The organism is Streptomyces sp. NPDC048370, assembly GCF_043200825.1.
In the GTDB taxonomy this organism is placed as follows: Bacteria; Actinomycetota; Actinomycetes; order Streptomycetales; family Streptomycetaceae; genus Streptomyces.
Genome location: NZ_JBICYI010000005.1, coordinates 85,216 through 110,684, shown reverse-complemented (window position 1 = coordinate 110,684; position 25,469 = coordinate 85,216). Strand labels below are relative to the sequence as shown.

27 protein-coding genes are annotated in these 25,469 nt (G+C 71.0%); 21 read left to right on the top strand and 6 right to left on the bottom strand.

Annotation, left to right across the window (positions count from 1 at the left end):
• Positions 1-26: 26 nt before the first annotated feature.
• From ACGFYP_RS13545 to ACGFYP_RS13520, 6 genes are read left to right on the top strand one after another with little or no spacing between them, the layout of a single operon-like run.
• Entirely contained in the window at positions 27-1,205 is a 1,179-nt protein-coding gene (locus ACGFYP_RS13545) for an ROK family glucokinase (RefSeq protein ID WP_393491325.1), read from the top strand.
• Positions 1,202-1,777 carry a hypothetical protein gene (locus ACGFYP_RS13540; protein ID WP_393491319.1) on the top strand — a complete coding sequence of 192 codons (576 nt, stop codon included), beginning with the start codon at positions 1,202-1,204 and terminating at the stop codon, positions 1,775-1,777. Before ACGFYP_RS13545 ends, ACGFYP_RS13540 begins: the two co-directional genes overlap by 4 nt.
• 48 nt (positions 1,778-1,825) lie before the next feature.
• Complete coding sequence (locus tag ACGFYP_RS13535) at positions 1,826-3,094, top strand: alpha/beta fold hydrolase (protein ID WP_393491314.1); 1,269 nt, start codon at positions 1,826-1,828, stop codon at positions 3,092-3,094.
• A 55-nt stretch (positions 3,095-3,149) separates the two neighbouring features.
• Positions 3,150-3,767: an MBL fold metallo-hydrolase gene (locus ACGFYP_RS13530; protein WP_393492290.1), complete on the top strand. Its 618-nt coding sequence runs from the start codon at positions 3,150-3,152 to the stop codon at positions 3,765-3,767.
• A gap of 30 nt (positions 3,768-3,797) precedes the next feature.
• Positions 3,798-4,577 carry an exodeoxyribonuclease III gene (locus ACGFYP_RS13525; protein ID WP_393491309.1) on the top strand — a complete coding sequence of 260 codons (780 nt, stop codon included), beginning with the start codon at positions 3,798-3,800 and terminating at the stop codon, positions 4,575-4,577.
• Positions 4,578-4,580: 3 nt separating this feature from the next.
• Positions 4,581-5,024 carry an ankyrin repeat domain-containing protein gene (locus ACGFYP_RS13520; RefSeq protein ID WP_393492285.1) on the top strand — a complete coding sequence of 148 codons (444 nt, stop codon included), beginning with the start codon at positions 4,581-4,583 and terminating at the stop codon, positions 5,022-5,024.
• A gap of 10 nt (positions 5,025-5,034) precedes the next feature.
• Here ACGFYP_RS13520 and ACGFYP_RS13515 read toward each other — a convergent pair whose 3' ends face one another.
• Entirely contained in the window at positions 5,035-5,823 is a 789-nt protein-coding gene (locus ACGFYP_RS13515; protein WP_393491305.1) for a hypothetical protein, read from the bottom strand.
• A gap of 256 nt (positions 5,824-6,079) precedes the next feature.
• On the opposite strand from ACGFYP_RS13515, the gene ACGFYP_RS13510 reads away from it, so the two are divergent.
• The 5 genes from ACGFYP_RS13510 to ACGFYP_RS13490 all read left to right on the top strand — a co-directional run bounded on the left by ACGFYP_RS13510 (position 6,080) and on the right by ACGFYP_RS13490 (position 9,877).
• On the top strand, positions 6,080-6,517 hold the full coding sequence (locus ACGFYP_RS13510) for a DUF6278 family protein (RefSeq protein ID WP_361962354.1): 438 nt from the start codon (positions 6,080-6,082) through the stop codon (positions 6,515-6,517).
• Between the two features lie 147 nt (positions 6,518-6,664).
• Positions 6,665-7,411 carry an amino acid ABC transporter ATP-binding protein gene (locus tag ACGFYP_RS13505; protein WP_393491300.1) on the top strand — a complete coding sequence of 249 codons (747 nt, stop codon included), beginning with the start codon at positions 6,665-6,667 and terminating at the stop codon, positions 7,409-7,411.
• 18 nt (positions 7,412-7,429) lie between these two features.
• Positions 7,430-8,347 (top strand): glutamate ABC transporter substrate-binding protein, encoded by a 918-nt coding sequence (locus ACGFYP_RS13500; RefSeq protein ID WP_393491296.1) that lies wholly within the window; start codon positions 7,430-7,432, stop codon positions 8,345-8,347.
• Between the two features lie 16 nt (positions 8,348-8,363).
• Entirely contained in the window at positions 8,364-9,008 is a 645-nt protein-coding gene (locus tag ACGFYP_RS13495) for an amino acid ABC transporter permease (RefSeq protein ID WP_361962360.1), read from the top strand.
• Positions 9,005-9,877, top strand: coding sequence for an amino acid ABC transporter permease (locus tag ACGFYP_RS13490; RefSeq protein WP_361962362.1), 873 nt, complete (start codon positions 9,005-9,007; stop codon positions 9,875-9,877). Before ACGFYP_RS13495 ends, ACGFYP_RS13490 begins: the two co-directional genes overlap by 4 nt.
• A gap of 52 nt (positions 9,878-9,929) precedes the next feature.
• Here the strand turns inward: ACGFYP_RS13490 and ACGFYP_RS13485 are convergent, their stop codons facing one another.
• On the bottom strand, positions 9,930-11,453 hold the full coding sequence (locus ACGFYP_RS13485; protein ID WP_393492282.1) for an alpha/beta fold hydrolase: 1,524 nt from the start codon (positions 11,451-11,453) through the stop codon (positions 9,930-9,932).
• Between the two features lie 163 nt (positions 11,454-11,616).
• Complete coding sequence (locus ACGFYP_RS13480; RefSeq protein WP_393491288.1) at positions 11,617-12,801, bottom strand: Ig-like domain-containing protein; 1,185 nt, start codon at positions 12,799-12,801, stop codon at positions 11,617-11,619.
• A 163-nt stretch (positions 12,802-12,964) separates the two neighbouring features.
• On the opposite strand from ACGFYP_RS13480, the gene ACGFYP_RS13475 reads away from it, so the two are divergent.
• Both ACGFYP_RS13475 and ACGFYP_RS13470 read left to right on the top strand, forming a co-directional pair.
• Positions 12,965-13,558, top strand: coding sequence for a hypothetical protein (locus tag ACGFYP_RS13475; protein ID WP_393491283.1), 594 nt, complete (start codon positions 12,965-12,967; stop codon positions 13,556-13,558).
• A gap of 44 nt (positions 13,559-13,602) precedes the next feature.
• Entirely contained in the window at positions 13,603-14,859 is a 1,257-nt protein-coding gene (locus ACGFYP_RS13470; RefSeq protein WP_393491278.1) for a cytochrome P450, read from the top strand.
• Here the strand turns inward: ACGFYP_RS13470 and ACGFYP_RS13465 are convergent.
• Entirely contained in the window at positions 14,810-15,541 is a 732-nt protein-coding gene (locus tag ACGFYP_RS13465) for a hypothetical protein (protein ID WP_393491273.1), read from the bottom strand. The genes ACGFYP_RS13470 and ACGFYP_RS13465 overlap by 50 nt on opposite strands.
• A 104-nt stretch (positions 15,542-15,645) precedes the next feature.
• Between ACGFYP_RS13465 and ggt the strand changes: the two genes are divergently transcribed.
• Positions 15,646-17,442, top strand: coding sequence for a gamma-glutamyltransferase (ggt, locus tag ACGFYP_RS13460; protein WP_393491268.1), 1,797 nt, complete (start codon positions 15,646-15,648; stop codon positions 17,440-17,442).
• A gap of 88 nt (positions 17,443-17,530) precedes the next feature.
• On the opposite strand, the gene map is transcribed toward ggt, so the two are convergent.
• Positions 17,531-18,298, bottom strand: coding sequence for a type I methionyl aminopeptidase (gene map / locus ACGFYP_RS13455; RefSeq protein WP_393491262.1), 768 nt, complete (start codon positions 18,296-18,298; stop codon positions 17,531-17,533).
• Between the two features lie 33 nt (positions 18,299-18,331).
• Here map and ACGFYP_RS13450 point away from each other — a divergent pair, with 33 nt between their 5' ends.
• The 3 genes from ACGFYP_RS13450 (at position 18,332) to ACGFYP_RS13440 (ending at position 20,456) form a co-directional block, all read left to right on the top strand.
• Entirely contained in the window at positions 18,332-18,583 is a 252-nt protein-coding gene (locus ACGFYP_RS13450; RefSeq protein WP_361962376.1) for a helix-turn-helix transcriptional regulator, read from the top strand.
• Between the two features lie 50 nt (positions 18,584-18,633).
• Positions 18,634-19,014 (top strand): PPOX class F420-dependent oxidoreductase, encoded by a 381-nt coding sequence (locus ACGFYP_RS13445; protein WP_393491255.1) that lies wholly within the window; start codon positions 18,634-18,636, stop codon positions 19,012-19,014.
• Positions 19,015-19,157: 143 nt separating this feature from the next.
• Entirely contained in the window at positions 19,158-20,456 is a 1,299-nt protein-coding gene (locus ACGFYP_RS13440) for a UL36 very large tegument protein (RefSeq protein WP_393491252.1), read from the top strand.
• A 7-nt stretch (positions 20,457-20,463) separates the two neighbouring features.
• Here ACGFYP_RS13440 and ACGFYP_RS13435 read toward each other — a convergent pair whose 3' ends face one another.
• Positions 20,464-21,072, bottom strand: coding sequence for a DUF2867 domain-containing protein (locus tag ACGFYP_RS13435; protein WP_361962382.1), 609 nt, complete (start codon positions 21,070-21,072; stop codon positions 20,464-20,466).
• 97 nt (positions 21,073-21,169) lie between these two features.
• On the opposite strand from ACGFYP_RS13435, the gene ACGFYP_RS13430 reads away from it, so the two are divergent.
• The 4 genes from ACGFYP_RS13430 to hydA all read left to right on the top strand — a co-directional run bounded on the left by ACGFYP_RS13430 (position 21,170) and on the right by hydA (position 25,461).
• Positions 21,170-21,736 (top strand): TetR/AcrR family transcriptional regulator, encoded by a 567-nt coding sequence (locus ACGFYP_RS13430; protein WP_393491248.1) that lies wholly within the window; start codon positions 21,170-21,172, stop codon positions 21,734-21,736.
• 173 nt (positions 21,737-21,909) lie between these two features.
• On the top strand, positions 21,910-22,752 hold the full coding sequence (locus ACGFYP_RS13425; RefSeq protein ID WP_393491245.1) for a nitrilase-related carbon-nitrogen hydrolase: 843 nt from the start codon (positions 21,910-21,912) through the stop codon (positions 22,750-22,752).
• Entirely contained in the window at positions 22,749-24,029 is a 1,281-nt protein-coding gene (locus ACGFYP_RS13420) for an aspartate aminotransferase family protein (RefSeq protein ID WP_393491242.1), read from the top strand. Before ACGFYP_RS13425 ends, ACGFYP_RS13420 begins: the two co-directional genes overlap by 4 nt.
• Positions 24,030-24,057: 28 nt before the next feature.
• Positions 24,058-25,461, top strand: coding sequence for a dihydropyrimidinase (gene hydA, locus ACGFYP_RS13415; protein ID WP_393491237.1), 1,404 nt, complete (start codon positions 24,058-24,060; stop codon positions 25,459-25,461).
• Positions 25,462-25,469 lie beyond the last annotated feature (8 nt).

Genomic DNA, 25,469 nt, shown 5'->3' with positions numbered 1-25,469 from the left:
ACACCGCACCTGGCAGAATCGAGCCGATGAGTACCTACCGCGACCTCTCGAACCGGGGCTCCGCCCGGGCCACGGTGCTGCGGACCGTCGGCACCCGGGAACGGCGCTCCCACCTGACCGCGCCCCGGGTGCCCACCGTCGGCATCGACATCGGCGGTACGAAGGTCATGGCCGGGGTCGTCGACGCGGACGGCACGATCCTGGAGAAGGTAAGGACCGAGACGCCGGACAAGTCCAAGAGTCCCAAGGTCGTCGAGGACACCATCGTCGAACTGGTCCTGGACCTCTCCGACCGGCACGACGTGCACGCCGTCGGCATCGGCGCGGCCGGCTGGGTGGACGCCGATCGCGCCACCGTCCTCTTCGCCCCGCACCTCGCCTGGCGCAACGAGCCGCTGCGCGATTCCCTCCAGTCCCGCCTCGCCGTCCCCGTCATGGTCGACAACGACGCCAACACGGCCGCCTGGGCCGAGTGGCGCTTCGGCGCCGGGCGGGGCGAGGACCACCTCGTCATGATCACGCTCGGTACGGGCATCGGCGGCGCGATCCTGGAGGACGGGCGGGTCAAGCGCGGCAAGTACGGGGTGGCCGGCGAGTTCGGCCACATGCAGGTCGTCCCCGGCGGCCACCGCTGCCCCTGCGGCAACCGGGGCTGCTGGGAGCAGTACAGCTCCGGCAACGCCCTGGTTCGCGAGGCCAAGGAACTGGCGGCGGCCGACTCGCCCGTCGCGTACAACATCATCGAGCGGGTCAAGGGAAACGTCCCGGACATCACGGGCCCGCTCATCACGGAGCTCGCGCGCGAGGGCGACGCCATGTGCGTCGAGCTCCTCCAGGACATCGGGCAGTGGCTCGGCGTCGGCATCGCCAACCTCGCGGCCGCCCTGGACCCCTCGTGCTTCGTCATCGGCGGGGGCGTCAGCGCCGCCGACGACCTGCTCATCGGCCCGGCCCGGGACGCCTTCCGGCGCCACCTCACCGGTCGCGGGTACCGTCCGGAGGCCAGGATCGCCAAGGCGGAGCTCGGCCCCGAGGCCGGCATGGTCGGCGCCGCCGACCTCGCACGGCTCGTCGCCCGCCGCTTCCGCCGCGCCAACCGCCGCCGTGTCGAGCGCTACGAACGGTACGAGCGGTACGCCCAGGTCCTCCGGGGCGCCACCGACCCACGCACCTCCTCCCGCACCACCCAGGACCCGCCTTCATGACCGTCCCTTCCCCGACCACCTCTCCCGAACAGAGCACGAAGATGCCGGAGGACCGGCGGCACATGATCCGCCGCCGCTGGCTCACGGCGATCATCATCGTGCTGCTCGTCGGCATCCCCGCCGGGTACCTGATGATCTCCGCGGGTCAGAGCCGCGACAGCGGCCGTGACAAGGAGCGCGAGTCCTCGGCCACGGGCCTGAGCGACAACTGGCCCTCGCTGATGAAGCGGCGGATCTTCGAGATCCCGATCCCCCCGGGCAGCTCGGACGTCGCCTACTACGAGACCAGCAACTGGAAGACCAGCCGTCTGTACGTCCAGTTCACGACGAGCGCCGGCCGCCTCGACACCTTCCTGAAGGAGATCGGCTCCAGCCGCTCCGCGCTGACCTCCGGCACGGTCACCGTGAGCGAGCGGGACGCCGCCATCGTCGGCTGGACCTTTCCGACGGACCGCGCCTGGTCCTCGACCACGGTCTCCCGCGCCGAACCCCGCCCCAGCGAGGACATCACCGTCGACCTCACGGACCCGGCGGCCCCCACGGTGTACGTGGTGTCCACGACCACGCCCTGACGGGGCCCGCGCACCTGGAGTAGCGGGGCATGTGAGAGCGTGCAGGGCGTGAGTGAGACACCGACGAACACCCTGCAATACCGCCTCGACGGGAGAGAAGACGCCCCGGTTCTGGTCCTGGGCCCCTCGCTGGGCACGACCATGCACATGTGGGACCGGCAGATACCCGACCTCACCCGTCAGTGGCGCGTCGTCCGGTTCGACCTGCCCGGACACGGTGGGGCGCCCGCCCGGCCCTTCACCTCCGTCGCCGAGCTCGGCGACCGGCTGCTCGCCACCCTCGACGAGCTGGGCATCCAGCGCTTCGGCTACGCGGGCTGCTCCATCGGCGGCGCGGTCGGACTCGACCTCGCGCTGCGGGCACCCCACCGGGTCGCCTCGCTCGCCCTGGTCGCCGCCTCGCCCCGGTTCGGCAGCGCCGACGAGTTCCGCCAGCGCGGTGTGATCGTCCGCGCCAACGGCCTCGACCCCATGGCCCGCACCGCCCCCGAACAGTGGTTCACCCCCACGTACGCCGCCGCGCAGCCCGCCATCGTCGAGTGGGCCGTGCAGATGGTCCGCACCACCGACCCCGGCTGCTACATCGGCGCCTGCGAGGCGCTCGCCCTCTTCGACGTCCGGGAGGCCCTCGGCCGGATCGGCGTTCCCGCCCTCGTCCTCGTCGGCTCCGACGACCAGGTCACCGGCCCCGCCGAGGCGCGCACCCTGGTCGCCGGGATCGCCGACGCACGCCTCGCCGTCGTCCCCGGCGCCTCCCACCTGGCCCCCGTCGAGCAGCCCGCCGCCGTCACCGAGCTGCTCAACGACCACTTCGCCGGGATCGTGCACGACACCCAGGCCACACTGCCCGCGCCGCCCATGCCGCCCGTCTCCGCCACGGTCGTCCCGGTCGCCGAGATCGCGCCCGCGGAGCCGGCCGCCGAGGCGGTCGGGACCCCGCGCCCCGACCCGTACGAGCAGGGCGACAAGCTCCGCCGCGAGATCCTCGGCGACGCCCACGTGGAGCAGGCCAGGGCCGACGAGTTCGGCGCCGACCTGCAGGACCTCGTCACCCGGTACGCCTGGGGAGAGGTCTGGAACCGGGACGGCCTCGACCGCCGTACCCGCAGCTGCGTCACCCTCACCGCCCTGATCGCCGGCGGCCACCTCGACGCCCTCGCCGACCACACCCGGGCCGCCCTGCGCAACGGACTGACCCCTGACGAGCTGCGCGAGGTCGTGCTCCAGACCGCCGTCTACTGCGGGCTGCCGGCCGCCGAGAGCGGCCTGCGCGTGGTCGGCAGGGTGATCAAGGAGGAGACCACGCCCCAGGCGTAGGCTGGCCGGGCCCGTACGGCCCGTCGTGAGGTGGAGTCCTGTGAAGCTGACGAAGATGTCGCACGCCTGCGTCCGTCTGGAGAAGGACGGGCGGACGCTCGTCATCGACCCCGGGACGTTCAGCGAGGAGGACGCCGCCCTCGGCGGCGACGTCCTCCTCGTCACCCACGAGCACCCCGACCACTTCAACGAGGACCGGCTCCGGGCCGGCCTCGAGTCCAACCCGGCGGCCGAGATCTGGACCCTGCGCAGCGTCGCGGAGCAGCTCTCGGCCGCCTTCCCCGGCCGCGTCCACACCGTCGGCCACGGCGACACCTTCACCGCCGCCGGTTTCGACGTCCAGGTCCACGGCGAGCTGCACGCGGTGATCCACCCGGACATCCCGCGGATCACCAACATCGGCTTCCTGGTGGACGGAACGGTCTTCCACCCGGGCGACGCGCTGACCGTCCCCGAGCAGCCGGTGGACACGCTGATGCTGCCGGTGATGGCCCCCTGGAACAAGATCTCGGAAGTCATCGAGTACGTACGCGAGGTCAAGCCGCGCCGCGCCATCGACATCCACGACGCCCTGCTCACCGACCTCGCCCGGCCGATCTACGACAACCAGATCGGCGCCCTCGGCGGCACGGACCACGGCCGGCTGACCCCGGGCGACTCCACGGAGCTGTGACTGTCACACCCCGCCGTTAGGCTTGCGCTCATGCGCATCGCGACCTGGAATGTCAATTCGATCACCGCCCGCCTGCCCCGACTCCTGGCCTGGCTGGAGAGCACCGGCACGGACGTGCTGTGCGTCCAGGAGACCAAGTGCACCGCCGAGCAGTTCCCCACCGACGAGCTGCGCGAGCTGGGGTACGAGTCGGTGGTCAACGCCACCGGCCGGTGGAACGGCGTGGCCCTGCTCTCCAAGGTCGGCCTGGAGGACGTCGTCACGGGCCTGCCCGGCGGGCCCGACTACGAGGGCGTGCAGGAGCCCCGGGCCATCTCCGCGACCTGCGGACCGGTCCGGGTCTGGTCGGTGTACGTGCCGAACGGCCGCGAGGTCGTCCACGAGCACTACGCGTACAAGCTCCGCTGGCTGGAGGCGCTCCAGGCGGCCGTCGCCGAGGACGCGGCGGCGGCGCGACCCTTCGCCGTCCTCGGCGACTACAACATCGCCCCGACCGACGACGACGTCTGGGACCGCTCGGCCTTCGAGGGCCTCACGCACGTCACCGAGCCGGAGCGCGCCGCCCTGGCGGGCCTCCGCGAAACGGGCCTCGTGGACGTGGTCCCGCGCCCGCTCAAGTACGACCACCCCTTCACGTACTGGGACTACCGCCAGCTCTGCTTCCCGAAGAACCGGGGCATGCGCATCGACCTGGTGTACGGCAACAAGCCGTTCGCCGACGCGGTCAAGGACAGCTACGTGGACCGCGAGGAACGCAAGGGCAAGGGCGCCTCCGACCACGCCCCGGTCGTCGTCGACCTGGACGTCTAGGGGCTGTCCGGCGGATCAGTCGATTCCGGCTGGCAGGCCGGTCTTCCACAACAGACTGCGGTTGCACCGGTCCTGGGGGCTGTCGCCCGGAATCTCGCCGCTGCCTCCAGGCCGCCACGTGCCGGGGGCGCCGTCCCTGAGGCAGCCGACGCCGCAGGCTGGACGCCGTTGCATTTTGCGGCTCAGGCCCAGGTGCCATCGGCCATCGAGGCCCTCTTGGCCGCGGGCGCGTCGGTCGATGCCCTGGATGGCCATGGCAATACACCGTTGTGGAGGGCGGTGTTCTGTTCGCAAGGCGAGGGGCCGGCGATCCGGCTGCTGCTGGAAGCCGGTGCCGACCCCGACCGCGTCAACGCTCATGGTGTGAGCCCGCGGGCCCTGGCCGGCCGGATCGCCAACCATGACGTGGCTGCCCACTTTCCGGGCGGGGCCGGAGCCTCCTCCTAGGCTCCGCCGACTAGGGGCAAGACTCTTCGAACTTCACCGCAGTGATCGCGATCGGCTGACCGTTGAGTTCGGCGCCGGATCGGGGATCCTGGGTGCACACCTTCCAGTTCGACTCCATGAGAACCATGCGGCCCTTCGAGGCGTCCGTCACCGTGATGCTTGCGTTGGACGGGAGCGAGGCTCGGGCGACCTTCACGGACTTGCCGACGAAGTGGGGCATGGTTCCGCCTGCCTCGACCTCCGGCTCAGCGCCCATGTCGCTGCCAGGGCATGTCTCCTCCAGCTTTACGGCACCGAAGTCGATGGTGACGTCGGTCCGGTGCGTACCGGGTGCCGGGATCTGGGAGCAGATCTTCCAGTTCCGGTCGAGCGCCTGGTTGCGGCCACGACCCAAGGCGTCGTGAGAGACGAGACTGTAGAACCCGAGTGACTGGGCCTCGTCCTGGGCGTACTGGAGTCCCTTGCCCTTGAAGTTCGGAAGCCTCCCGGTTTCCGCCTTCTTGCTGGGCTTGGCGGAGGGCGTGGCTGCGGAAGCCAGAGCGCTCGCGGACTTCACGGGCGCGGGAGCGTGGGAAGCGGGCCCCTTTCCGTCGGCCCTCTCGTCCGCGGTTTCACCGCCTCCGACCAGAGCGCCGAGGACCACGAGGAAGGCGAAGCCTCCGCCGAGGCTGATGCCGACGATCGCACCGGTGGACAGCTTCTTCTTCGGCGGCGGTCCCCAAGGGCCCGGGTGCTGAGGCCGGCCCCAGGTGGGCGGCTGATTGGACTGCTGTGGCGGGCCGGAATGCTGCTGGCTCAAGATGCCCTCGCATATTGTGCTGGACGTGCGTGCTCACTGTGAAGATATCGTCACAATGCGAGAGCGGGGGCGTATCTGTGAGGTCGAGATACTTGTTCTGGCCTGGCGTCGGCCCTCGCAACTTCGACCGTGTGGGGGCTCGCCGTCCGTTGCGGCGCCGCTTGCGTACTGGGGCGTTCATGCGCAGCGCCCCCCGCGTGGATGATCTCCGCGCGCCGGGTGGTGCCACGGGAGGGTGAAATGCGACGCTGTTCGGATGAACATCCCGTTCCTGGACAACTGGCGCAAGCGGCATGAGGCCGATCACTCACCCCTGGCAGCGGCCTTCGACCGTGACCCGAGTGGGGTGGGTGAGCTGCTCGCCGAGTGTGAGCTGCTGCGCGCCAGAGTCCAGGACCGCGGGGTGACGCTGGACGACACCCCGCGTTCGCTCGCCGCCCTCGACCAGCTCCCGCCGCGCTGGCGCGACGACCCGGAGGAGCTGCCCTGGATCGGCAACGACGCGGGGCTCTATCTGGGCACCGTCATCGTGCGGAACGTGCCGGGCGCGAGCTGGCAGGTGTGGCCCGGGGGGCAGCCGTTCGTGCGGCTCGCTTCGGGCCGGGAGATCAATGTGGTCGAGGCCGGGCTCGACTGGGCCATGACCGGATCGCCCGAGCTCTCCCAGGTGTACGGGGAGGCCGCCGAGTTCTGAGTTCGGCGCCCCCTGCGAGCTCTCTGCGCACCCCTTTGCAGTAAATACGGCTTATGCCGCTTTCATGCGTGTCGAGCGTGAAGTCCCCTTTTCCGGCGGATAGTTTGCGCTGACCTCGACACAGCTGAGAAGGGGGCAGGGGAGCGTATGGCGGTCGTCGATCCGTTGATCGAGCTGCGTGACGTCAACAAGCACTTCGGCACGCTGCACGTCCTTCAGGGCATCAGCCTCACCGTCGGGCGCGGGGAGGTCGTCGTCGTCATCGGGCCCTCGGGCTCGGGGAAGTCGACCCTGTGCCGGGCCATGAACCGGCTGGAGGCCGTGGAATCGGGCGAGATCATCATCGACGGACAGCCCCTCCCGGAGGAGGGGAAGGCACTGGCCCGGCTGCGGGCCGAGGTCGGGATGGTCTTCCAGGCCTTCAACCTCTTCGCGCACAAGACCGTCCTCGCCAATGTCTCCCTCGCCCAGATGAAGGTCCGCAAGCGCAGGAGGGAGGAGGCGGACCGGCGCTCGCGCGAACTCCTCGACCGGGTCGGCCTCGCCGCGCACGCCGACAAGTACCCCGCCCAGCTCTCCGGCTGCCAGCAGCAGCGCGTGGCCATCGCGCGTGCCCTCGCGATGGATCCCAAGGCGCTCCTCTTCGACGAGCCGACCTCCGCCCTCGACCCCGAGATGATCAACGAGGTCCTGGAGGTGATGCAGCAACTCGCCCGCGAGGGCATGACCATGGTCGTCGTCACCCACGAGATGGGCTTCGCCCGCTCCGCCGCCAACCGGGTCGTCTTCATGGCCGACGGCCGCATCGTCGAGGACCGCACACCCGAGGAGTTCTTCACCAGCCCGCGCAGCGAACGCGCCAAGGACTTTCTGTCCAAGATCCTCAAGCACTGAGCGGGGGCCGGACACCACATGCACCGTACGCGACGTCATCTCACCGTCCTCGCGCTGCTCGCCGCCTCGTTGAGCGCCCTGGTTGCCTGCGGCAAGGAGGGCAGCCCGCCCGTCAAGGGCCCCCAGCCCGACGAACTCCCCGTCTACCAGGTCCAGTCGGCGTTCCAGCTGCCCGACTCGCCGACCTGGGAGCGGGCCAGGAAGCGCGGCCACCTCGTCGTCGGAGCCAAGGAGGACCAGCCCTACATGGGGGAGAAGGACCCGGCCACCGGCCGGTACTCCGGCTTCGACATCGAGATCGCCAAGATGCTCTCCGCCTCGCTCGGCTTCCCCCCGTCCTCGATCAGCTTCCGGACCATCGCCTCGGCGAACCGCGAAACCGCCCTGCAGAACGGCCAGATCGACTACTACGTCGGCACCTACACCATCAACGACAACCGCAAGAAGCTCGTCGGATTCGCCGGCCCGTACTACATGGCCGGCCAGTCGCTGCTCGTACGCACCGACGAGAACGACATCCACGGGCCGCAGGACCTCGACGGCAAGCGCGTCTGCTCGGCCGCCGGATCCACCCCGTACCAGCGGATGGAGAAGGAGTACCCGAAGGCGGAGCTGGTCGCCTACGACACGTACTCCGTCTGCGTCGACAACCTGCTCACCTACCAGGTCGACGCGGTCACCACCGACGACACGATCCTGATGGGCTACGCGGCCAAGGTCCCCGACGAACTCAAGGTCGTCGGCAAGCCGTTCTCGAAGGAGCCCTACGGCGTCGGCGTCCCCCGGAACGACAACGCCCTGCGCTTCGCCCTCGACGACGCCCTCGCCTTCCACGAGAAGAACGGCGACTGGAAGAAGGCCTATGACGTGACCCTCGGCCTCTCCGGGGTCCCCGCCCCGCAGCCGCCCCCCATCGACCGCTACCCGGCGAGCTGAGGAGGGAGCGCCCGACATGGACGTCCTGACAGAGAACTTCACGCTCTACGGCGAAGGCTTCCTCGGCACCGTCGAACTCACCGTCTACGCCTCGGCCCTGGCCCTCGTCCTCGGCTTCGTGATGGCCGCCTTCCGGGTCGCACCGGTCGGCTCGTTCCGGGTCTTCGGCACGGTCTGGGTCACCATCCTGCGCAACACCCCGCTCACGCTGCTCTTCTTCGCCGTGATGCTGGGCCTGCCGCGCTTCGGACTTGTGCTCCCCTTCAAGCTGTTCGCCGTCCTCGCGCTCGGCTGCTACACCTCGGCCTTCATCTGCGAGGTGCTGCGGGCCGGCATCAACACCGTGCCGCGCGGCCAGGGAGAGGCCTCCCGAAGCCTCGGCATGACCTTCAGTCAGACCCTCAACGGAGTCGTCCTGCCACAGGCGTTCCGCTCGGTCATCCCGCCCATCGGCTCCACTCTCATCGCGCTCGCCAAGAACTCCGCCATCGCCGGGGCGTTCAGCGTCACCGAACTCCTCGGCACCTACAAGACGTTGAGCGAACTCGGCTACAACATCATCTGGACCTTCGTCTGGATCGCCGTCGGATATCTCATCATCACCCTCACCATCAGCGCCCTCTTCAACTTCATGGAGAAGCGCTGGGGAGTCGCCCGATGACCGAGTCCACCGCCCTCTACGACATTCCAGGACCGCACACCCGCAAGCGTCACCTGCTCTACGGCGTCCTCTCGACCGTCGCGATCCTGGCGTTGGCCGGCTGGATCCTCTATCTCCTCTTCGACACCGAACAGTTCACCGCCACCAAGTGGTCGCCCTTCGCATACATCGGCATCCAGGAGCTGTTGCTCCGCGGCCTCGGCAACACCCTCAAGGCCTTCGCGTACGCCTCCGTGCTCTCGCTCGCCCTCGGCGCCGTACTCGCGGTCGGACGGCTCTCGGAGCGCGCGGTGTTCCGGTGGGTCTCGACCTTGCTGGTCGAGTTCTTCCGCGCCATGCCCGTCCTGGTGATGATCTTCTTCATCTTCGTGGCGCTGAAGGTCCAGCCGCTGCCCGCGCTGGTCGCCGGGCTGACCCTGTACAACGGCTCGGTGCTCGCCGAGGTGTTCCGTACGGGCATCAACTCCGTCGACCGGGGACAGAGGGAGGCCGCCTACGCGCTCGGGATGCGCAAGACCCAGGTGATGACCTACGTCCTGTCGCCGCAGGCGCTGCGCGCCATGCTGCCGGCCATCATCAGCCAGCTGGTGGTGGCGCTGAAGGACACCTCGCTCGGATTCCTCATCACCTACGAGGAGTTCCTGCACGCGGGCAAGCTGATCGCCTCGAACCTCGACTACGACCTGCCGTTCATCCCCGTCGTCATGGTCATCTCGCCGATCTACATCGGGATGTGCATGCTCCTCTCCTGGTTCGCCACATGGGTGGCCAGGAGGGAGCGACGCAGTCCCAAGACACAGGCCGTGGACGTCGCCCCGGCCGAACCAGGGACGCTGCTGCCGGGTGGGGGTCCCCCCAAGGGGCCGTAGCGGCCGCGCAGTAGCTCGCGGGGAGCGAAGCCCGCCCGGCAGCAGCCGGTGATCACTCCGCCCGCAGTGGGACCGACACGTACGAGGGGTCGGTCGCAGGGGAGGAGAAGGTCAGCTGTGCGCCGGTCGGGTTGTGCTCGATGTAGAGCGGGTCGACGGTGTCGACGACCAGGGCGAGACGGTGGCCCGCGGGCACGTCGTAGGCCGTGGAGAAGAGCTCCAGGTCCACGGTGAACGGGGTGCCGGGCGTCTTGCCGTGGAAGGTGTACGGGGCATTGCTGACCAGCTTGCCGAGGCCGAGCGGGCCCACGTCGTAGAGGTACGCGACGAGGGTGCCGCTCTCCTTGGTGGAGGTGACCGTGGTGTGCAGCTTCGCCGTGCCGCGCACCTGCTGGGGCGCGGCGTACCGCTCGGACTGCCACACGCCGGCGAAGGCGCGGGGGAGGAGGGGGATCGAGGCGACGGGCGGGGCCTGGATCAGCTGGTCCAGGAGGTTGGAGAGCAGCACGACGCCGCCGTTCGCGCCCGAGTCGATGTTGGCCCAGATGCGCTGCGAGCCGCCGAGGGCGATCTTGCGCTCGTTCGCGCCGACCGACTTCCAGTCCGGGTAGCCCTCGTAGCCGCCGGTCGACCGGGACTTGAGCTGGACGGGCTGTTCGCGGTCGATGCCGTTGTCGACGCCCTTGAGGTGGTGGTCGAACCAGCGGTGGGCGCTGGTCCAGGTGTCGTTGGGCAGCCCGAACAGGCCGGTCGCCTCGGCGGTGGCGTGCTCGCCGGGGCGGAACTCCAGGCGCTTGGGGCCTTGGAGCTTCTCGTAGAAGGAGGCGTACTGGTTGGGCGGGAAGATGGTGTCGCCCCAGGCGTTGCCGAGCATGATCGCGGCGCCGTTGGCGTTGATCCGGTCCAGATAGGTGGCCGGGGACCGCTTCTTGCCCCACTCGATCATCTCGCCCTCCTTGGCGAGGTTCGAGGAGAGGAAGTCGCCCAGGATTCCCTGGAGTTCGGGTCCCGGTCGGCCGGTGAGGAAGCCCGCGCCGCCGAGCAGGGCCGCGGCCTGGAGGTGCTGGGTGCGGCCGCTGTAGATGGACTCGATGAGGTCGCCCCAGCCGCTCAGGGCCGCGACGGCCTTGATCCGCTTGTCGTGCGCGGCGGCGAGGAGGCTGATCCCGGCGCCGTAACTCACTCCCGCCATACCGACCTTGGCCGGGTCGGCGGGGGTGTGGGCGAGGGCCCAGTCGATGACCTTGGAGGCGTCGGCCACGTCCCTCGGGCCGGCGGTCTCGATCTCGCCGCCGGACTGCCAGAAGCCGCGCGAGTTGTAACTCACCACGACGTAACCGGAGTCGGCGAGCTTCTGGGCCTGCACCAGGTACTCGATCTGGGGCATGGCCCAGCTGGTGGGGAGGACGATCACGGGGTAGCGGGTCGAGGCGCCGGCGCCGGCCGGGGTGACGACATTGGCCTTGAGGACGGTACCGCCGTCGCCGGCGATGTCGACGAACCGGACGGACGGGCCGGACGTGCCGGACGGCGCGGCGTGGGCGGTGGGGGCGAGCCCGAGGGCCGTCCCGGCCATCAGGGCGGCCGAGACGGCGAGGGCGAGAGGTGCGCGCACGGGTCACTCCTTGCTCGTGTCACTGGTGGGGACAGTGCAAAAGTGACCCGACGGTAACCTGGCGGGCTTACTCGGGGTAACTGGTCGGTAAGTTACGCGAGGGTAACGATTGTTGAACGGGCGATCAGCGCAGCGCGCTCTTGGTCTGCCACTCGTCCCACGAGAGGTTCCACTCGCCGTACCCGTTGTTCAGGGCCTGCGTCCCCTTGGCGTCGGAACCGGTGACCTCGAAGGGGTCGCCGACCTGCACCTGGTCGTACACACTCCGCGCGTCGGCGTCGCTCATCCCGATGCAGCCGGAGCTCTTGTTGGCGCTGCCGAAGTACGCCGCGTTCCAGGGCGCCGCGTGCGCGTACATGCCCGACCACGTCAGCCGCATCGAGTAGTCGACCATCTTGTCGTAGGCGTCGCCGAGTCCGACGGTCTCGGAACGCATGTTGATGGTGCCCTCCTTGGACATCAGGACCGTCTTCCCGCGCCAGGAGGCCTTCTCGCCGCCCGGCGTACCGGCCGACATCGGGACGTCCTTCACCGTCTGCCCGTCGCGCAGCAGCGTCAGCCGGTGGTTGTCGAGGTCCACCTTGACCAGCTGGTGCTTCCCGATCGAGAAGCTGGTGGTGTAGTCGCGGACGAACCAGCCGCCCGCGACGCCGGAGTCGACGCCGCTCAGCGTGGCGTCCAGCGTGACCTTCGTGCCGGAGGTCCAGTACGTCTTCGGGCGCCAGTCGACCCGGTCCTTGCCCGACCAGTCCTGCATCCAGCCCCAGGAGCCCTCGGTGTTGTTCGAGGTGGTGACCTTGAGCTGCTTCTCGACCTCGGCCTTGTTCTTCACCGGGTGGTCGAAGACGATCGACAGCGGCTGGCCGATACCGACCGTGGTGTTCTTCCCCGGGGCCAGCGTCAGCTTGTTGACCTTCTCGGGGGCGGCGGTGGTGAACGCGGCCTTCGCGCTGCCCCCGGCGGCGTCCCGCGCCTCGACGGCGTACGCGGTCCCGGGCGTGGCCTTCCGGGCCGACGTCCACGTCTTCCCGTTCCCGGAGACCTTCCCGTCGAGCTGTGCGCCCTTCGAGTCGGTCACCGTCACCTCGCGCAGCGTCCCCTCGGCCAGCGTCACGGTGACGGGCTCGCCGGCCTTCGCCCGGTCGCCGGTGAGGTTCACGGATATCCGCATCGGCGGCACCTCTTTCCGGCCGCCTTCCCCACCGTCGCCCCCGGCGGCCGCGGCACCCCCGGAACACGAACTGAGCGCGGCGACGGCGAGGACCCCGGCGGTGGCGGTGAGCAGGGCGCGCGGGCGGGTGCGGTTCACAGGGACAACCTCCGTAGTGATCTCTCTTGCCGAGGGAAGAGGGCACCAGCGCGGCGGAGGTTGCGATAATCCGATCTATTCCGGTGATGTCGGATGTGAGATGGGCGATACTCGGCCACCGAAACCGCCTGCCCGCCCCGCCCGCCCGAAGGAGTACGACCACATGTCCACCACCACCCCCGGGCTCTCGCCGTACCAAACCGCCCTGAGAGAGCGCGTCCTCGCCGCACCGCAGGTCGACCCGCCCACGCCCTGGCGCTCGGTGTTCCAGCCGTACGCCGCGGTGGGTGGACTCCTCGGGATCGGCTTCGGGGTCGATCCCCGCAGCGGGCACGACCTCGTGATGGTCGTCTCGAGCGACGGGCACGGGCTGTTCGACGCGGTCTCCGGAGAGAAGATCGCCCGCGACCGGGGCCCCGAGGACGACATACCCGGCGGCGCCGATCTCTCCTGCCCCGGGCTCGGGCCCCTGACGGGGCAGCGGGTGCGCATCGCCGGACTCTACGGCGGCGGGCTGCACGCCACGGCCCACGGCGGGTGGAGCGTGGACGCGGTCGCGCCCGCCTGGCCCAACCACCGCGTCCTGCTCGCCACCGACGGTGGGGCGCCCTACCGCGGGCCCCACGGGGAGACGTGGTGGCACGTGTTCGACGCGACCTGGTCCGAGCTCCGCGCCGTCGGCTTCTCACCGTCCGGGCGGACACTCGCCGTCGCGACGAGCAGTGACCTGAGCCTCTGGACGCGCGCCGAGGGGTGAGGGGCCGTCTGGAAAACCGGGCGCCGGGGGACCAGGCTGGGGGTGTGGAGAGCGAGAGTGACGTACCCGACGTCTTCGACCCCAGGATCTACGCCGACGGCATCCCGCACGAGGCCTACCGCGCGCTGCGCGACCACCGGCCCGTCGCGTGGCAGGAGGAGCGGGCCGTCCTCGGGTGGCCCGCCGGGGCCGGGTTCTGGGCCGTCACGCGGCACGCCGATGTCGTACGGGTGCTCAAGGAGGCCACGGAGTACTCCTCGTACCTCGGCGCCACCCAGATCCGCGACCCCGACCCCGCCGACCTGCCGTTCATCCGGCGGATGATGCTCAATCAGGACCCTCCGCGCCACGGCCGGCTGCGGCGGCTCGTCAGCCGGGCCTTCACACCCGGGCGGATCGAGCGGTTCACGGAGACCGCCCGGTCACGCGCGCGAGAGCTGCTGGCGGCCGCCCTCGACGCCGGCCCCGAGGTGGACCTCGTCCGCGCCGTCACCGACGACTACGCGCTGCTCAACCTGACCGACCTGCTCGGGGTGCCCGCGGGCGACCGGGGTCTGCTGCTCGCCTGGACCGAGCGGGTCATCGCCTACCAGGACCCCGACGAGCCGCCCGTCCTCGACGACCAGGGGCGGCCCGTCAACCCACGGTCGCCCGCGATGCTCGCCGAGATGTTCGACTACGCCCAGGAACTCGCCGCGTACAAGCGGAAGAAGCCGGGCGACGACATCATGAGCGTGCTCGCCGGCTCCGAACTCCGGCCCGCCGAGCTGGAGATGTTCTTCTTCCTGCTGACCGTCGCGGGCAACGACACCGTCCGCAGCGCCGCCCCCGGCGGACTGCTCGCCCTCGCCCGCCACCCGGACGAACGCCGACGGCTCTGGAACGGGGAGGTCGCCGTGGACCGGGCCGTCGAGGAACTCCTGCGCGTCCACCCGCCCGTGCTCTCGTTCCGGCGCACCGCGACCCGCGACACCGAACTGGCGGGCCGCCGCATCGCCGCAGGCGACAAGGTCGTCGTCTTCCACGCCTCCGCCAACCACGACGAACGCGCCTTCGCCGACCCCCACCGCCTCGACCTGGACCGCAGCCCCAACCCGCACGTCTCCTTCGGAGAGGGCCCGCACGTCTGCCTCGGCGCACACTTCGCCCGGCTCCAACTCCGCGTCCTGCACGAGGAGGTGCGTCACGCCCTGCGGGACCTCGAACTCGCCGCCCCGCCCCGCCGGCTCGTCTCCAACTTCATCAACGGCGTCAAGTCGCTGCCGGTTCGACCACGGGCGCGGTCCGCGCCGCCGTCGTGACATCGGCGACCAGCTCCACCACATCGGGGCCGTACGCATCGGAGTTGACGACCTTCAGGAGGAGCACGAAGGGGCCGGAGCCGTACTTCCGCGCCAGCCTCTCGTGATGCCGGGCCAGATAGCGGCTCGCGGCCCGGTTGGCCACCGCGGCCTGCCCGCAGAGGAGGAAGACCGGCAGCCCGCCCTCGCCGCCGGTCAGACGCGCGAGGATCGCGTGCTCGGTGGACCCGTTCACGCACCGGTACACCTCGCCCCCGACCGTGAACATGCCCCGGTCCGCCGCCGGTTCCGTCTCCACGCTCATCGTCAGGCCGGGAAGCAGGGTCGACAGATGCGCGGCCATCCGGCGGTTGGAGTACGGTCCGCCGACGCAGAACTCCGCACGATCCCCGAGCCCCTGCCGGGCCTCGTCGTGCTGGACTATCTCCGGGCGCGACCCGCAGTCCTTGATCAGGGCGGAGAGTTCCAGCAGGGCGGAGACGTCGACGTGGTGCACCGCCCGCTCGCTGCCCGCCTGGCGGTTCACCACGAGCAGACACTCGGAGCCGTCGCGCAGCCCGAAGAACGCCTGCTTGCGCCCGAGTCGACGGCGCCACAGATAGGTACGGGTCAGCCAGCCCAGCGAGGCGCTGAGCCCGGTCGCCAGCACCCCCAGGACGACGTTGCGCAGGTCTTCGTTCATGGGCGCGCATGGTAGCGGTACGGCGCACCCGTGTTCGAGGTGGTCCTGACGCGAAGGCGGGACGGAAGTTACGCTGCGCGGACGGTTGTTGACTGGAGGTACGGATGCGTCGTTCCGCCGCTCGGAAGGTCTCTCTGCTCGCCGTCGCCGTGACGGTGCTCTCGGTGGGCGCGGCGGCGCCGCCCACCGGCCCGAAACCGCCCGTGAAGGAACCCGTCGCCGTCGGCTACGGCGGCGCCGTGGCCAGCGTCGACGCCGACGCCTCCGCCGCGGGCATCGAGGTGCTCCGCAAGGGCGGCAACGCCGTCGACGCGGCGGTCGCCGTCGCCGCCGCCCTCGGCGTCACCGAGCCCTACTCGGCGGGCATCGGCGGAGGCGGCTACTTCGTCCACTACGACGCCAGGACCCGTACCGTACGTACGATCGACGGCCGCGAGACCGCGCCCGCTTCGGCCGACGCGAACCTCTTCGTGGAGAACGGCGCGCCCATCCCGTTCGAGGAGGGCATGACCAGCGGCCGCGGTGTCGGCACCCCCGGCACCCCGGCGACCTGGAAGGCCGCGCTCGACGCCTGGGGCACCAAGCCGCTGCGCACGCTCCTCGAACCGGCCGGGCGCCTCGCCCGCGACGGATTCACCGTCGACGCCACCTTCCGCGCCCAGACCGCCTCGAACGAAGCCCGCTTCCGGGACTTCCCTGCCTCCACCGAGCTGTTCCTGCCGGGTGGCCAACTCCCGGTGGTCGGCTCGACGTTCAAGAACCCCGATCTGGCGCGTACGTACGAGAAGCTGGGCCGGGAGGGTGTCGGGGCGCTCTACCGGGGCCCCTTGGCCCGGGACATCGTGAACACCGTCCGCAAGCCTCCGGTACGGGAGGGGGCCACCCGGGTCGTCCGCTCCGGCGATCTGACGGAGCGTGACCTCGCCACGTACGAGACGGAACGGCAGCGGCCCACGAAGATCTCCTACCGGGGCCTCGACGTCTACGGCATGGCCCCCTCCTCCTCCGGCGGTACGAGCGTCGGCGAGGCGCTCAACATCCTGGAGCGCACCGACCTCTCCTCCGCCTCGCGCACCGCCTACCTGCACCGCTTCATCGAGGCCAGCCGGATCGCGTTCGCCGACCGGGGCCGCTGGGTCGGCGACCCCGCCTTCGAGGACGTGCCGACGCGGGAGCTGCTCTCGCAGCGGTTCGCCGACTCCCGCGCGTGCCTGATCCGCGACGACGCCGTGCTGACCAGTCCGCTCGCACCGGGCGACCCGCGCGACCCGAAGGCCTGCGCGAGCGGCGGGACGGCCGCGCCGACCACGTACGAGGGTGAGAACACCACGCACCTCACGGTCGCCGACAAGTGGGGCAACGTCGTCTCGTACACGCTGACGATCGAGTCGACGGGCGGCAGCGGGATCACCGTCCCCGGCCGCGGCTTCCTGCTCAACAACGAGCTCACCGACTTCTCCTTCGCCCCGGCGAACCCGGCCGTCCACGACCCGAACCTTCCCGGGCCCGGGAAGCGGCCGCGCTCCTCCATGTCCCCGACGATCGTGCTCGACCGGCACGACCGCCCGGTCCTCGCGCTGGGCTCGCCGGGCGGGGCGACCATCATCACCACCGTGCTGCAGACGCTCACCGGCGTCCTCGACCGCGACCTGCCGCTCGTCGACGCCATCGCGGCGCCCCGGGCGAGCCAGCGCAACCAGACGACGACGGAGCTGGAACCGGGCCTGTGGAACAGCCCGTTGAAGGCGGAGCTGGAGTCCATCGGCCACGGCTTCCGGCAGAACCCGGAGATCGGCGCGGCGACCGGCGTCCAGCGCCTGCCGGACGGCCGCTGGGTCGCCGCCGCCGAGACCGTACGGCGCGGCGGCGGCTCGGCGATGGTCGTGCGGCCGGTGGGGTAGGCCGGTACGGCCGGTGGGGTGGGTCGGTGCCCGACCGGTACGGCCGGTCGGGCGGGCCGGTACGGGGCCGGTCGCGTAGGCCCGCGTCTCAGAGCGCCGTGAGGATCCTCGGGCCGTCGTCCGTGATCGCCACCGTGTGCTCGGCGTGGGCGGCGCGCGAGCCGTCGATCGTACGGATCGTCCAGCCGTCCCGCGCCGTGTAGTGGTCGTCCTCGCCGCCGCCGATCAGCATCGGCTCGATCGCGAGGACCATGCCGTGCCGCAGCGGCATGCCCCGGCCCGGGCGTCCCTCGTTGGGCACGCCCGGGTCCTCGTGCATCTTCCGGCCGATGCCGTGGCCGCCGAAACCGTCCGGGATGCCGTACCCGGCGCTCCGGCAGACCCGGCCGATCGCGTGCGCGATGTCGCCGATCCGGTTGCCGACGACGGCCGCGCCGATGCCCGCCTCGAGTGCGGCGTACGCCGTGTCGACCAGCCGGGTGTCCTCGGGGCGGGCCCGGCCCACGGTGAAGCTGACGGCGGAGTCGCCCGCCCAGCCTCCGAGGAGCGCCCCGCAGTCGACGGAGACGAGGTCCCCGTCCGCCAGGCGCTGGTCGCCCGGGATGCCGTGCACGATCGCGTCGTTCACCGAGACGCACGCGACCGCGGGGAACGGCACGGGTGCCCACTCGGGGCGGTAGCCCAGGAACGGCGAGCCGGCCCCGGCCGCCGTGAGCACCTCCCGGGCCGCCAGGTCCAGCTCCTTCGCCGTGACCCCGGGCGCCGCCTTCTTCCGTGCGGCCGCCAGCGCCTCGGCGACCACCCGTCCCGTGTCGCGCATGGCACGCAGGGATGCTTCTGTCTTGATCTCCACCATGCCAATTACTATACCGGTATTAGAGTGGTGTGCATGGTGCGCACCCCCTTGACCCCCGAAGAGCGCGAGCGCGGCGAGCGGCTCGGCCGTCTGCTCCGCGAGGCGCGCGGCGACCGCTCGATGGTCGAGATCGCGGCGAAGGCCGGTCTCTCGGCCGAGACCCTCCGCAAGATCGAGACCGGGCGGGCCCCGACCCCCGCCTTCTTCACCGTCGCGGCGCTCGCGGGCGTCCTCGGCCTGTCGATGGACGAGATCATCGTCCGGTGCGCGCTGGTACCCGTCTGACGACGCACCGCCGTGCGGATCCGGCCAGGTCCCTGCGTACCCTCGACCGCATGATTCCCGAGGAGCTGCGGCGCGGCCGCTACGTCAGCCTGACCACCTTCCGCCGGAACGGCACCGGTGTCGCCACCCCGGTCTGGTATGCCGTCGAGGGCGACGAGCTGTACGTCTGGACCCGCAGCGACTCCTGGAAGGTCAAGCGGCTGCGCAACGACCCCCGCGCCGCGGTCGCCGTCTGCGACGTGCGCGGGAACGTCCCGGAGGGCGCGGTGCGCCTGGAGGGTGTCGGCCGGCTCCTGGAGGGCGAGGAGCTGCGGCGCGTACGGAAGCTGCTCGCCCGCAAGTACACCTGGCAGTACTGGCTCGTCGACTGGCCGGCGACGATCGCCCGGCTCGGGAAGCGTCCGCACACGGGAATAGTGGTCAGCTTCTGACCTGTTCGCGGGTCGGCTTCCGACCCGTTCGCCGCGAGGCGGGCGCCGGGCGAAAACAGTCTGTAGCCGTCCCGTAACACGACTGGGGTCGAATACCCGTGGACCGGAAGGTTCCAGTCGAGTGCACGGGCGGTGCGGGCGATATGACGGTGTATCAACTCCCGGCGGAGGTCGGTGCGTTCGCGCGCCACCTGGGTGAGATGGCGGTGCGCCTTGTGCCGGGCGAGGGCTGGTACGGGGTCTTCGCCGGCCGCGACCCCGAGGGCCTGAGAGCCTGCTTCGCCGGTACGGAGATCCCACCCTGGGACGTCGTCGAGTCGCTCCTCCAGGACCTGGGCGAGCCGGCCCACGGGCCCGAGGCGGCCCGGGCCAGGGCGCTGCACGGGGCGGCCGCCGCCGCCCACGACCGGCGGCCGGGCGGGGCGGAGGCGCTGCGCGAGCGGCTGGCGGCGATGGACCACGAACGCCGGTACGCCGAGAGCCGTACCCATGAACTCGCCACCCGCCTCCGGCAGGCCAGGAACGCCTCGGACGCCGACCGGATCACGGACGAACTGGCCTGGGCCGGAGACGACCACGCCCGCGCGACATCCCGCATCGGGGAACTGACGGCTCGCCTCGCGGCGCTCGGACCCGATCGGGATCAGGGCCCCTCGCCCCGCGCCCAGGCGCCCTCCGCCCCCACAGCTGCCCCGGCCCCCGCCCCTGCCGCCACCGCTCCCACCGCCCGGCGCAAGCCGCGCGGTGCCCGGTACGCCTGGCTCGACGACGCCGAGGAGGCACCGGACCCCGTGCCCGCGCCCGTGGTCGAACTGCCCGTGGCCGGGGCCGCGCCCCGAGGGGCCCGGTTCGGCGGGGTCGAGGCTGCGCCGGGGTCCGCGGCTCGTACCTCTCCGGGGGAGACCGGGGCGGACGCGGTCCGCGCCGCGGGGAACGCCGTGTACGCCCTCCGGCGTCTGCGTGCCCAGGGTCGCAGCGGTGAGGCGCACGTGCTGCTCTGCGAGGCCGTCGCCGGGCCGCCCGGCTGGCTTCCGGCGCTCGCGGCGGAGCTGCACCGCGTCGGCCTCGGCGCCGACTGGTCCACCCTGCTCTGGGAGGCGGCCTCGTTGCCGCCCGGCCGCCTCGCCGCCGTCGCCGGGGCGCTCGCCGACGCGGGCAGGGCCGAGGACTGCGAGCAGCTGCTGCGGCAGGGCGTCGCCCGCCCGGTCGGCGAGCTGGCCGGCGCGTGCGCCGCGCTGCGGGCCGAGGGCCACGACCGAGAGGCCCAGGCCCTGCTCGCGGCCTTCCTCCGGGTCCGTACGCCCGAGGACGCCGCCCGGCTCGCCGCCGCCGACCCGCCCGGGCTCGTCCCCCAACTCCGCGCCGCCGCGCGCACGGTGTCCCCGGCCCGCGAGCGCGACCTGCTGCACGCCCTGCGCGTCGCGGGCCTGGCGGGCGGCTGAGGCGCGGTCAGCCGACGCTGCTCCCACCCGTACGCGCCTGCCACTCGCGCCCGATCCCCCTGATGAGCGCGGGATACACGCCGAGGTACCGGAACGGCTTGATGAACGCCATGTACACGGCCCCGAGCAGCCCGTTCGCCTTCACGAGGACCGCCATCTGGCCGCGGTAGCCGCCGGATCCGTCGGGTACCCAGCTGATGTGCATCAGCCCGTGGACGGTCCGGTTCGCCATCTCCGCGACCCACTCGTCGTGCGTCTGGTAGACGGAGGTGAAGGGAACCTCCTTGAGGTCCGGGCCGCGCGGGCCCTCGCGGAGGTCGGCGGGCAGCCGGTCGCGCAGGGTGGCCACCCGGGCACCCGTGCCGGAGTCGGGCTTGTCCAGGCCGAGCAGCTTGCCGAGCTTCCAGCGGATCGCGAAGAGCAGGCGCGTGACCGGTGCGGAGAGCGCCCCGTCGCCCCTGCCGTCGTTCTCACTGGCGAACTGCTCCACGAGCCGTGCGAGGTCGTCGGGTCCGCCGGGCGTCGGGAGCGCCCACACGTCCTCCAGATGGAAGTCGGGGGCGATCTCGTGGATCCGCCAGGGGCGGGAGGTGTGCGCGGTGCTGGGAAGTCTCATGTCGCCAGGCCCCTCGTCTATACGATGCCGTATAGATCAAGCTAGCACCCATGTATACGGCACCGTATAGTCGGGGGAGCGTGAGGGGAGACACATCATGGGCGTGACGCGTACGCCGCGCGGCAGGTGGATCGAGGAAGGCCTGCGCGCGCTCGCCGCCGGCGGCCCCGAGGCCGTCCGGATCGAGCCCCTCGCCCAGGCGCTCGGCGTCAGCAAAGGCGGCTTCTACGGGTACTTCCGCAACCGGGACGCCCTCCTGACCGAGATGCTCGACACCTGGGAACGCGAGGTCACCGAGGCGGTGATCGAGCGGGTCGAGAGTGGCGGGGGAGACGGCAGGGTCAAGCTGGAGCGCCTGTTCGCGCTCGTCGACGCCCTCGACGGCCTCGACCACCCGGTGACCGGTACCCCGGTCGACCTCGCGATCCGCGACTGGGCCCGCCGCGACGAGTCCGTCGCGGAACGGCTCCGGCGCACCGACAACCGGCGTATGGACTATCTGCGCTCGCTGTTCCGTGATTTCTGCGCGAACGAGGACGAGGTGGAGGTCCGCTGCATACTGACGTTCTCGGTCCGCATCGGCACCCACTTCATCGCCGCCGACCACGTCGGTCGCACCCGCCCGGAGGTCATGGCCCTCACCGGCGAGTGGCTTTTGCGGTAGCTCGAACGTGTCGGTGCGTGTCCGACATGGACCACTCGGGTATGAAACATGATCGACTCAGGCGGTTCACGGCGGTGGTCTTGCTCCGAGGTGTGACGGGGCTTACGTTCTCCTCCTACGCACCGCGTCTACGTGCGTAGAGGCTCTCTGACGCCGCGCCGAAGGAGCAGCTCATGACCGACGTCGTACGCGCCGCACTCGTCCAGGCGACCTGGACCGGCGACACCGAATCCATGATCGCCAAGCACGAGGAGCACGCCCGCGAGGCGGCCCGGCAGGGTGCCAAGGTCATCGGGTTCCAGGAGGTCTTCAACGCCCCCTACTTCTGCCAGGTGCAGGAGCCCGAGCACTACCGCTGGGCCGAAGCCGTCCCCGACGGGCCGACGGTCACGCGGATGCGGGAGCTGGCCCGCGAGACCGGCATGGTGATCGTCGTCCCCGTCTTCGAGGTCGAGGGCGCCGGGTTCTACTACAACACCGCCGCCGTCGTCGACGCCGACGGCTCCTACCTGGGCAAGTACCGCAAGCACCACATCCCGCAGGTCAAGGGCTTCTGGGAGAAGTACTACTTCCGGCCCGGAAACGCCGGCTGGCCGGTCTTCGACACCGCCGTCGGCAAGGTCGGCGTCTACATCTGCTACGACCGTCACTTCCCTGAGGGCTGGCGTCAACTCGGCCTCAACGGCGCCCAGTTGGTGTACAACCCGTCCGCCACCTCGCGCGGCCTCTCCTCCTACCTCTGGCAGCTGGAGCAGCCCGCGGCCGCCGTCGCGAACGAGTACTTCGTCGCCGCGATCAACCGGGTCGGCCAGGAGGAGTACGGCGACAACGACTTCTACGGCACGAGCTACTTCGTCGACCCGCGCGGCCAGTTCGTCGGCGAGGTCGCCTCCGACAAGGCCGAGGAACTCATCGTCCGCGACCTCGACTTCCGCCTCATCGACGAGGTGCGGCAACAGTGGGCCTTCTACCGCGACCGCCGCCCCGACGCCTACGACGGGCTGGTGCAGCCGTGACCGGTCTCTACGACCGCCATCGCGCGGTGATCCCCGACTGGGTCGCCCTGTACTACAAGGACCCCATCGAGATCACCCACGGCGAGGGCCGCCACGTCTGGGACGCCGACGGGAACAGGTACCTCGACTTCTTCGGCGGCATCCTCACCACCATGACCGCGCACGCCGTGCCCGAGGTCACCAAGGCCGTCGCCGAACAGGCCGGCCGGATCGTCCACTCCTCCACGCTCTACCTCAACCGCCCCATGGTGGAGCTCGCGGAGCGGATCGCCACCCTCTCCGGCATCCCCGACGCGCGCGTCTTCTTCACCACCTCCGGGACCGAGGCCAACGACACGGCCCTGCTGCTCGCCACCGCGTACCGTCGCACCAACCAGATCCTCGCGATGCGCAACAGCTACCACGGCCGCTCCTTCTCCACCGTCGGCATCACCGGCAACCGCGCCTGGTCCCCGACGAGCCTCTCCCCGCTCCAGACCCTGTACGTGCACGGCGGCGTCCGTACCCGCGGCCCCTACGCCCAGTACACCGACGAGCGCTTCGTCGACGCCTGCGTCGCCGACCTCGAAGACCTCCTCGGCCACACCCGGGACGTCGCCGCGCTGATCGCCGAACCCATCCAGGGCGTCGGCGGCTTCACCTCCCCGCCCGACGGGCTCTACGCCGCCTTCCGCCGCGTCCTCGACCGGCACGGCATCCTGTGGATCTCCGACGAGGTGCAGACCGGCTGGGGCCGTACCGGAGACCACTTCTGGGGCTGGCAGGCGCACGGCCAGGCGGGTCCGCCGGACATCCTCACCTTCGCCAAGGGCATCGGCAACGGCATGTCGGTCGGCGGAGTCGTCGCCCGCGCCGAGATCATGAACTGCATCGACGCCAACTCCATCTCCACCTTCGGTGGTTCGCCGATCACCATGGCGGCGGGCCTCGCCAACCTCGCGTACCTCCTCGAACACGACCTCCAGGGCAACGCCCGGCGCGTCGGAGGGCTGCTGCTGGAGCGGCTGCGGGCCGCAGGTGCCGGGGTCGACGCCGTACGGGAGGTGCGCGGCCGAGGCCTGATGATCGGTATCGAGCTCACCCGGCCCGGCACGGACGAGGCGGACCCGGCGGCGGCCTCGGCCGTCCTGGAGGCGGCCCGCGAGAGCGGTCTGCTCATCGGCAAGGGAGGCGGCCACAACACCAGCTCCCTGCGGATCGCACCGCCGCTCTCGCTCACCGTCTCCGAGGCCGAAGAGGGCGCCGCGATCATCGAACAGGCCCTCCGTTCCCTGTAGTTCACCGCCTTCAGCCAGGGGGAGACCCGTGAGCACCCGAACCCTCATCCGCGGCGGCCTCGTCGTCACCGCCGCCGACGAGATCCACGCCGACGTCCTCATCGAGGACGGCCGGATCGCCGCCCTGGCGGCGCACGGCTCCGACGCGGCCGCCGGCTGGACCGCCGACCGCACCATCGACGCCACGGACCGCTACGTCATCCCCGGCGGCGTCGACGCGCACACCCACATGGAGCTGCCGTTCGGCGGCACGTTCGCCTCCGACACCTTCGAGACCGGCACCAGGGCCGCCGCCTGGGGCGGCACCACCACCATCGTCGACTTCGCCGTCCAGAGCGTCGGCCGCTCCCTGCGCGAAGGGCTCGACACCTGGTACGCCAAGGCCGACGGCAACTGCGCGATCGACTACGGCTTCCACATGATCATGTCCGACGTGAACGAGTCGACGCTCAAGGAGATGGACCGGCTCGTCCAGGAAGGCGTGAGCTCGTTCAAGCTGTTCATGGCCTATCCGGGGGTCTTCTACTCGGACGACGGGCAGATCCTGCGGGCGCTGCAGCGGGCCGCCGACGACGGCGGGCTGATCATGATGCACGCGGAGAACGGGATCGCGATCGACGTCCTCGTCGAGCAGGCCCTCGCCCGCGGCGAGACCGACCCCCGCTACCACGGCGAGGTCCGCAAGGTCCTCCTGGAGGCCGAGGCCACCCACCGGGCGATCCAGCTCGCCCGGGTCGCGGGCGCCCCGCTGTACGTCGTCCACGTCTCGGCGGAGGAGGCCGTCGCCGAGCTGGCGGCGGCGCGCGACATGGGACTCCCGGTCTTCGGCGAGACCTGCCCCCAGTACCTGTTCCTGTCGACGGACAACCTGGCGGAGCCGGGCTTCGAGGGCGCCAAGTACGTGTGCAGCACGCCCCTTCGGCCGAAGGAGCACCAGGCGGCGCTCTGGCGGGGCCTGCGGACCAACGACCTCCAGGTGGTCTCCACCGACCACTGCCCGTTCTGCTTCACCGGCCAGAAGGACCTGGGCCGAGGGGACTTCTCGAAGATCCCCAACGGCCTGCCGGGCGTGGAGAACCGCATGGACCTGCTCCACCAGGCCGTCGTGGACGGCCACATCTCCCGCCGACGCTGGATCGAGATCGCCTGCGCGTCCCCGGCGCGGATGTTCGGCCTGTATCCCCAGAAGGGCACGATCGCCCCCGGCGCGGACGCCGACGTCGTGATCTACGACCCGCACGCCGTCCAGACGATCTCGGCGGAGACCCACCACATGAACGTCGACTACTCGGCGTACGAGGGGAGGACCGTCACCGGTCAGGTCGAGACCGTCCTCTCGCGCGGCGAACTCGTCATCGACCAGCGGAAGTTCACCGGACGCGCCGGGCACGGCGCCTTCACCCCGCGATCCACCTGCCAGTACCTGAGCTAGGAGAACGA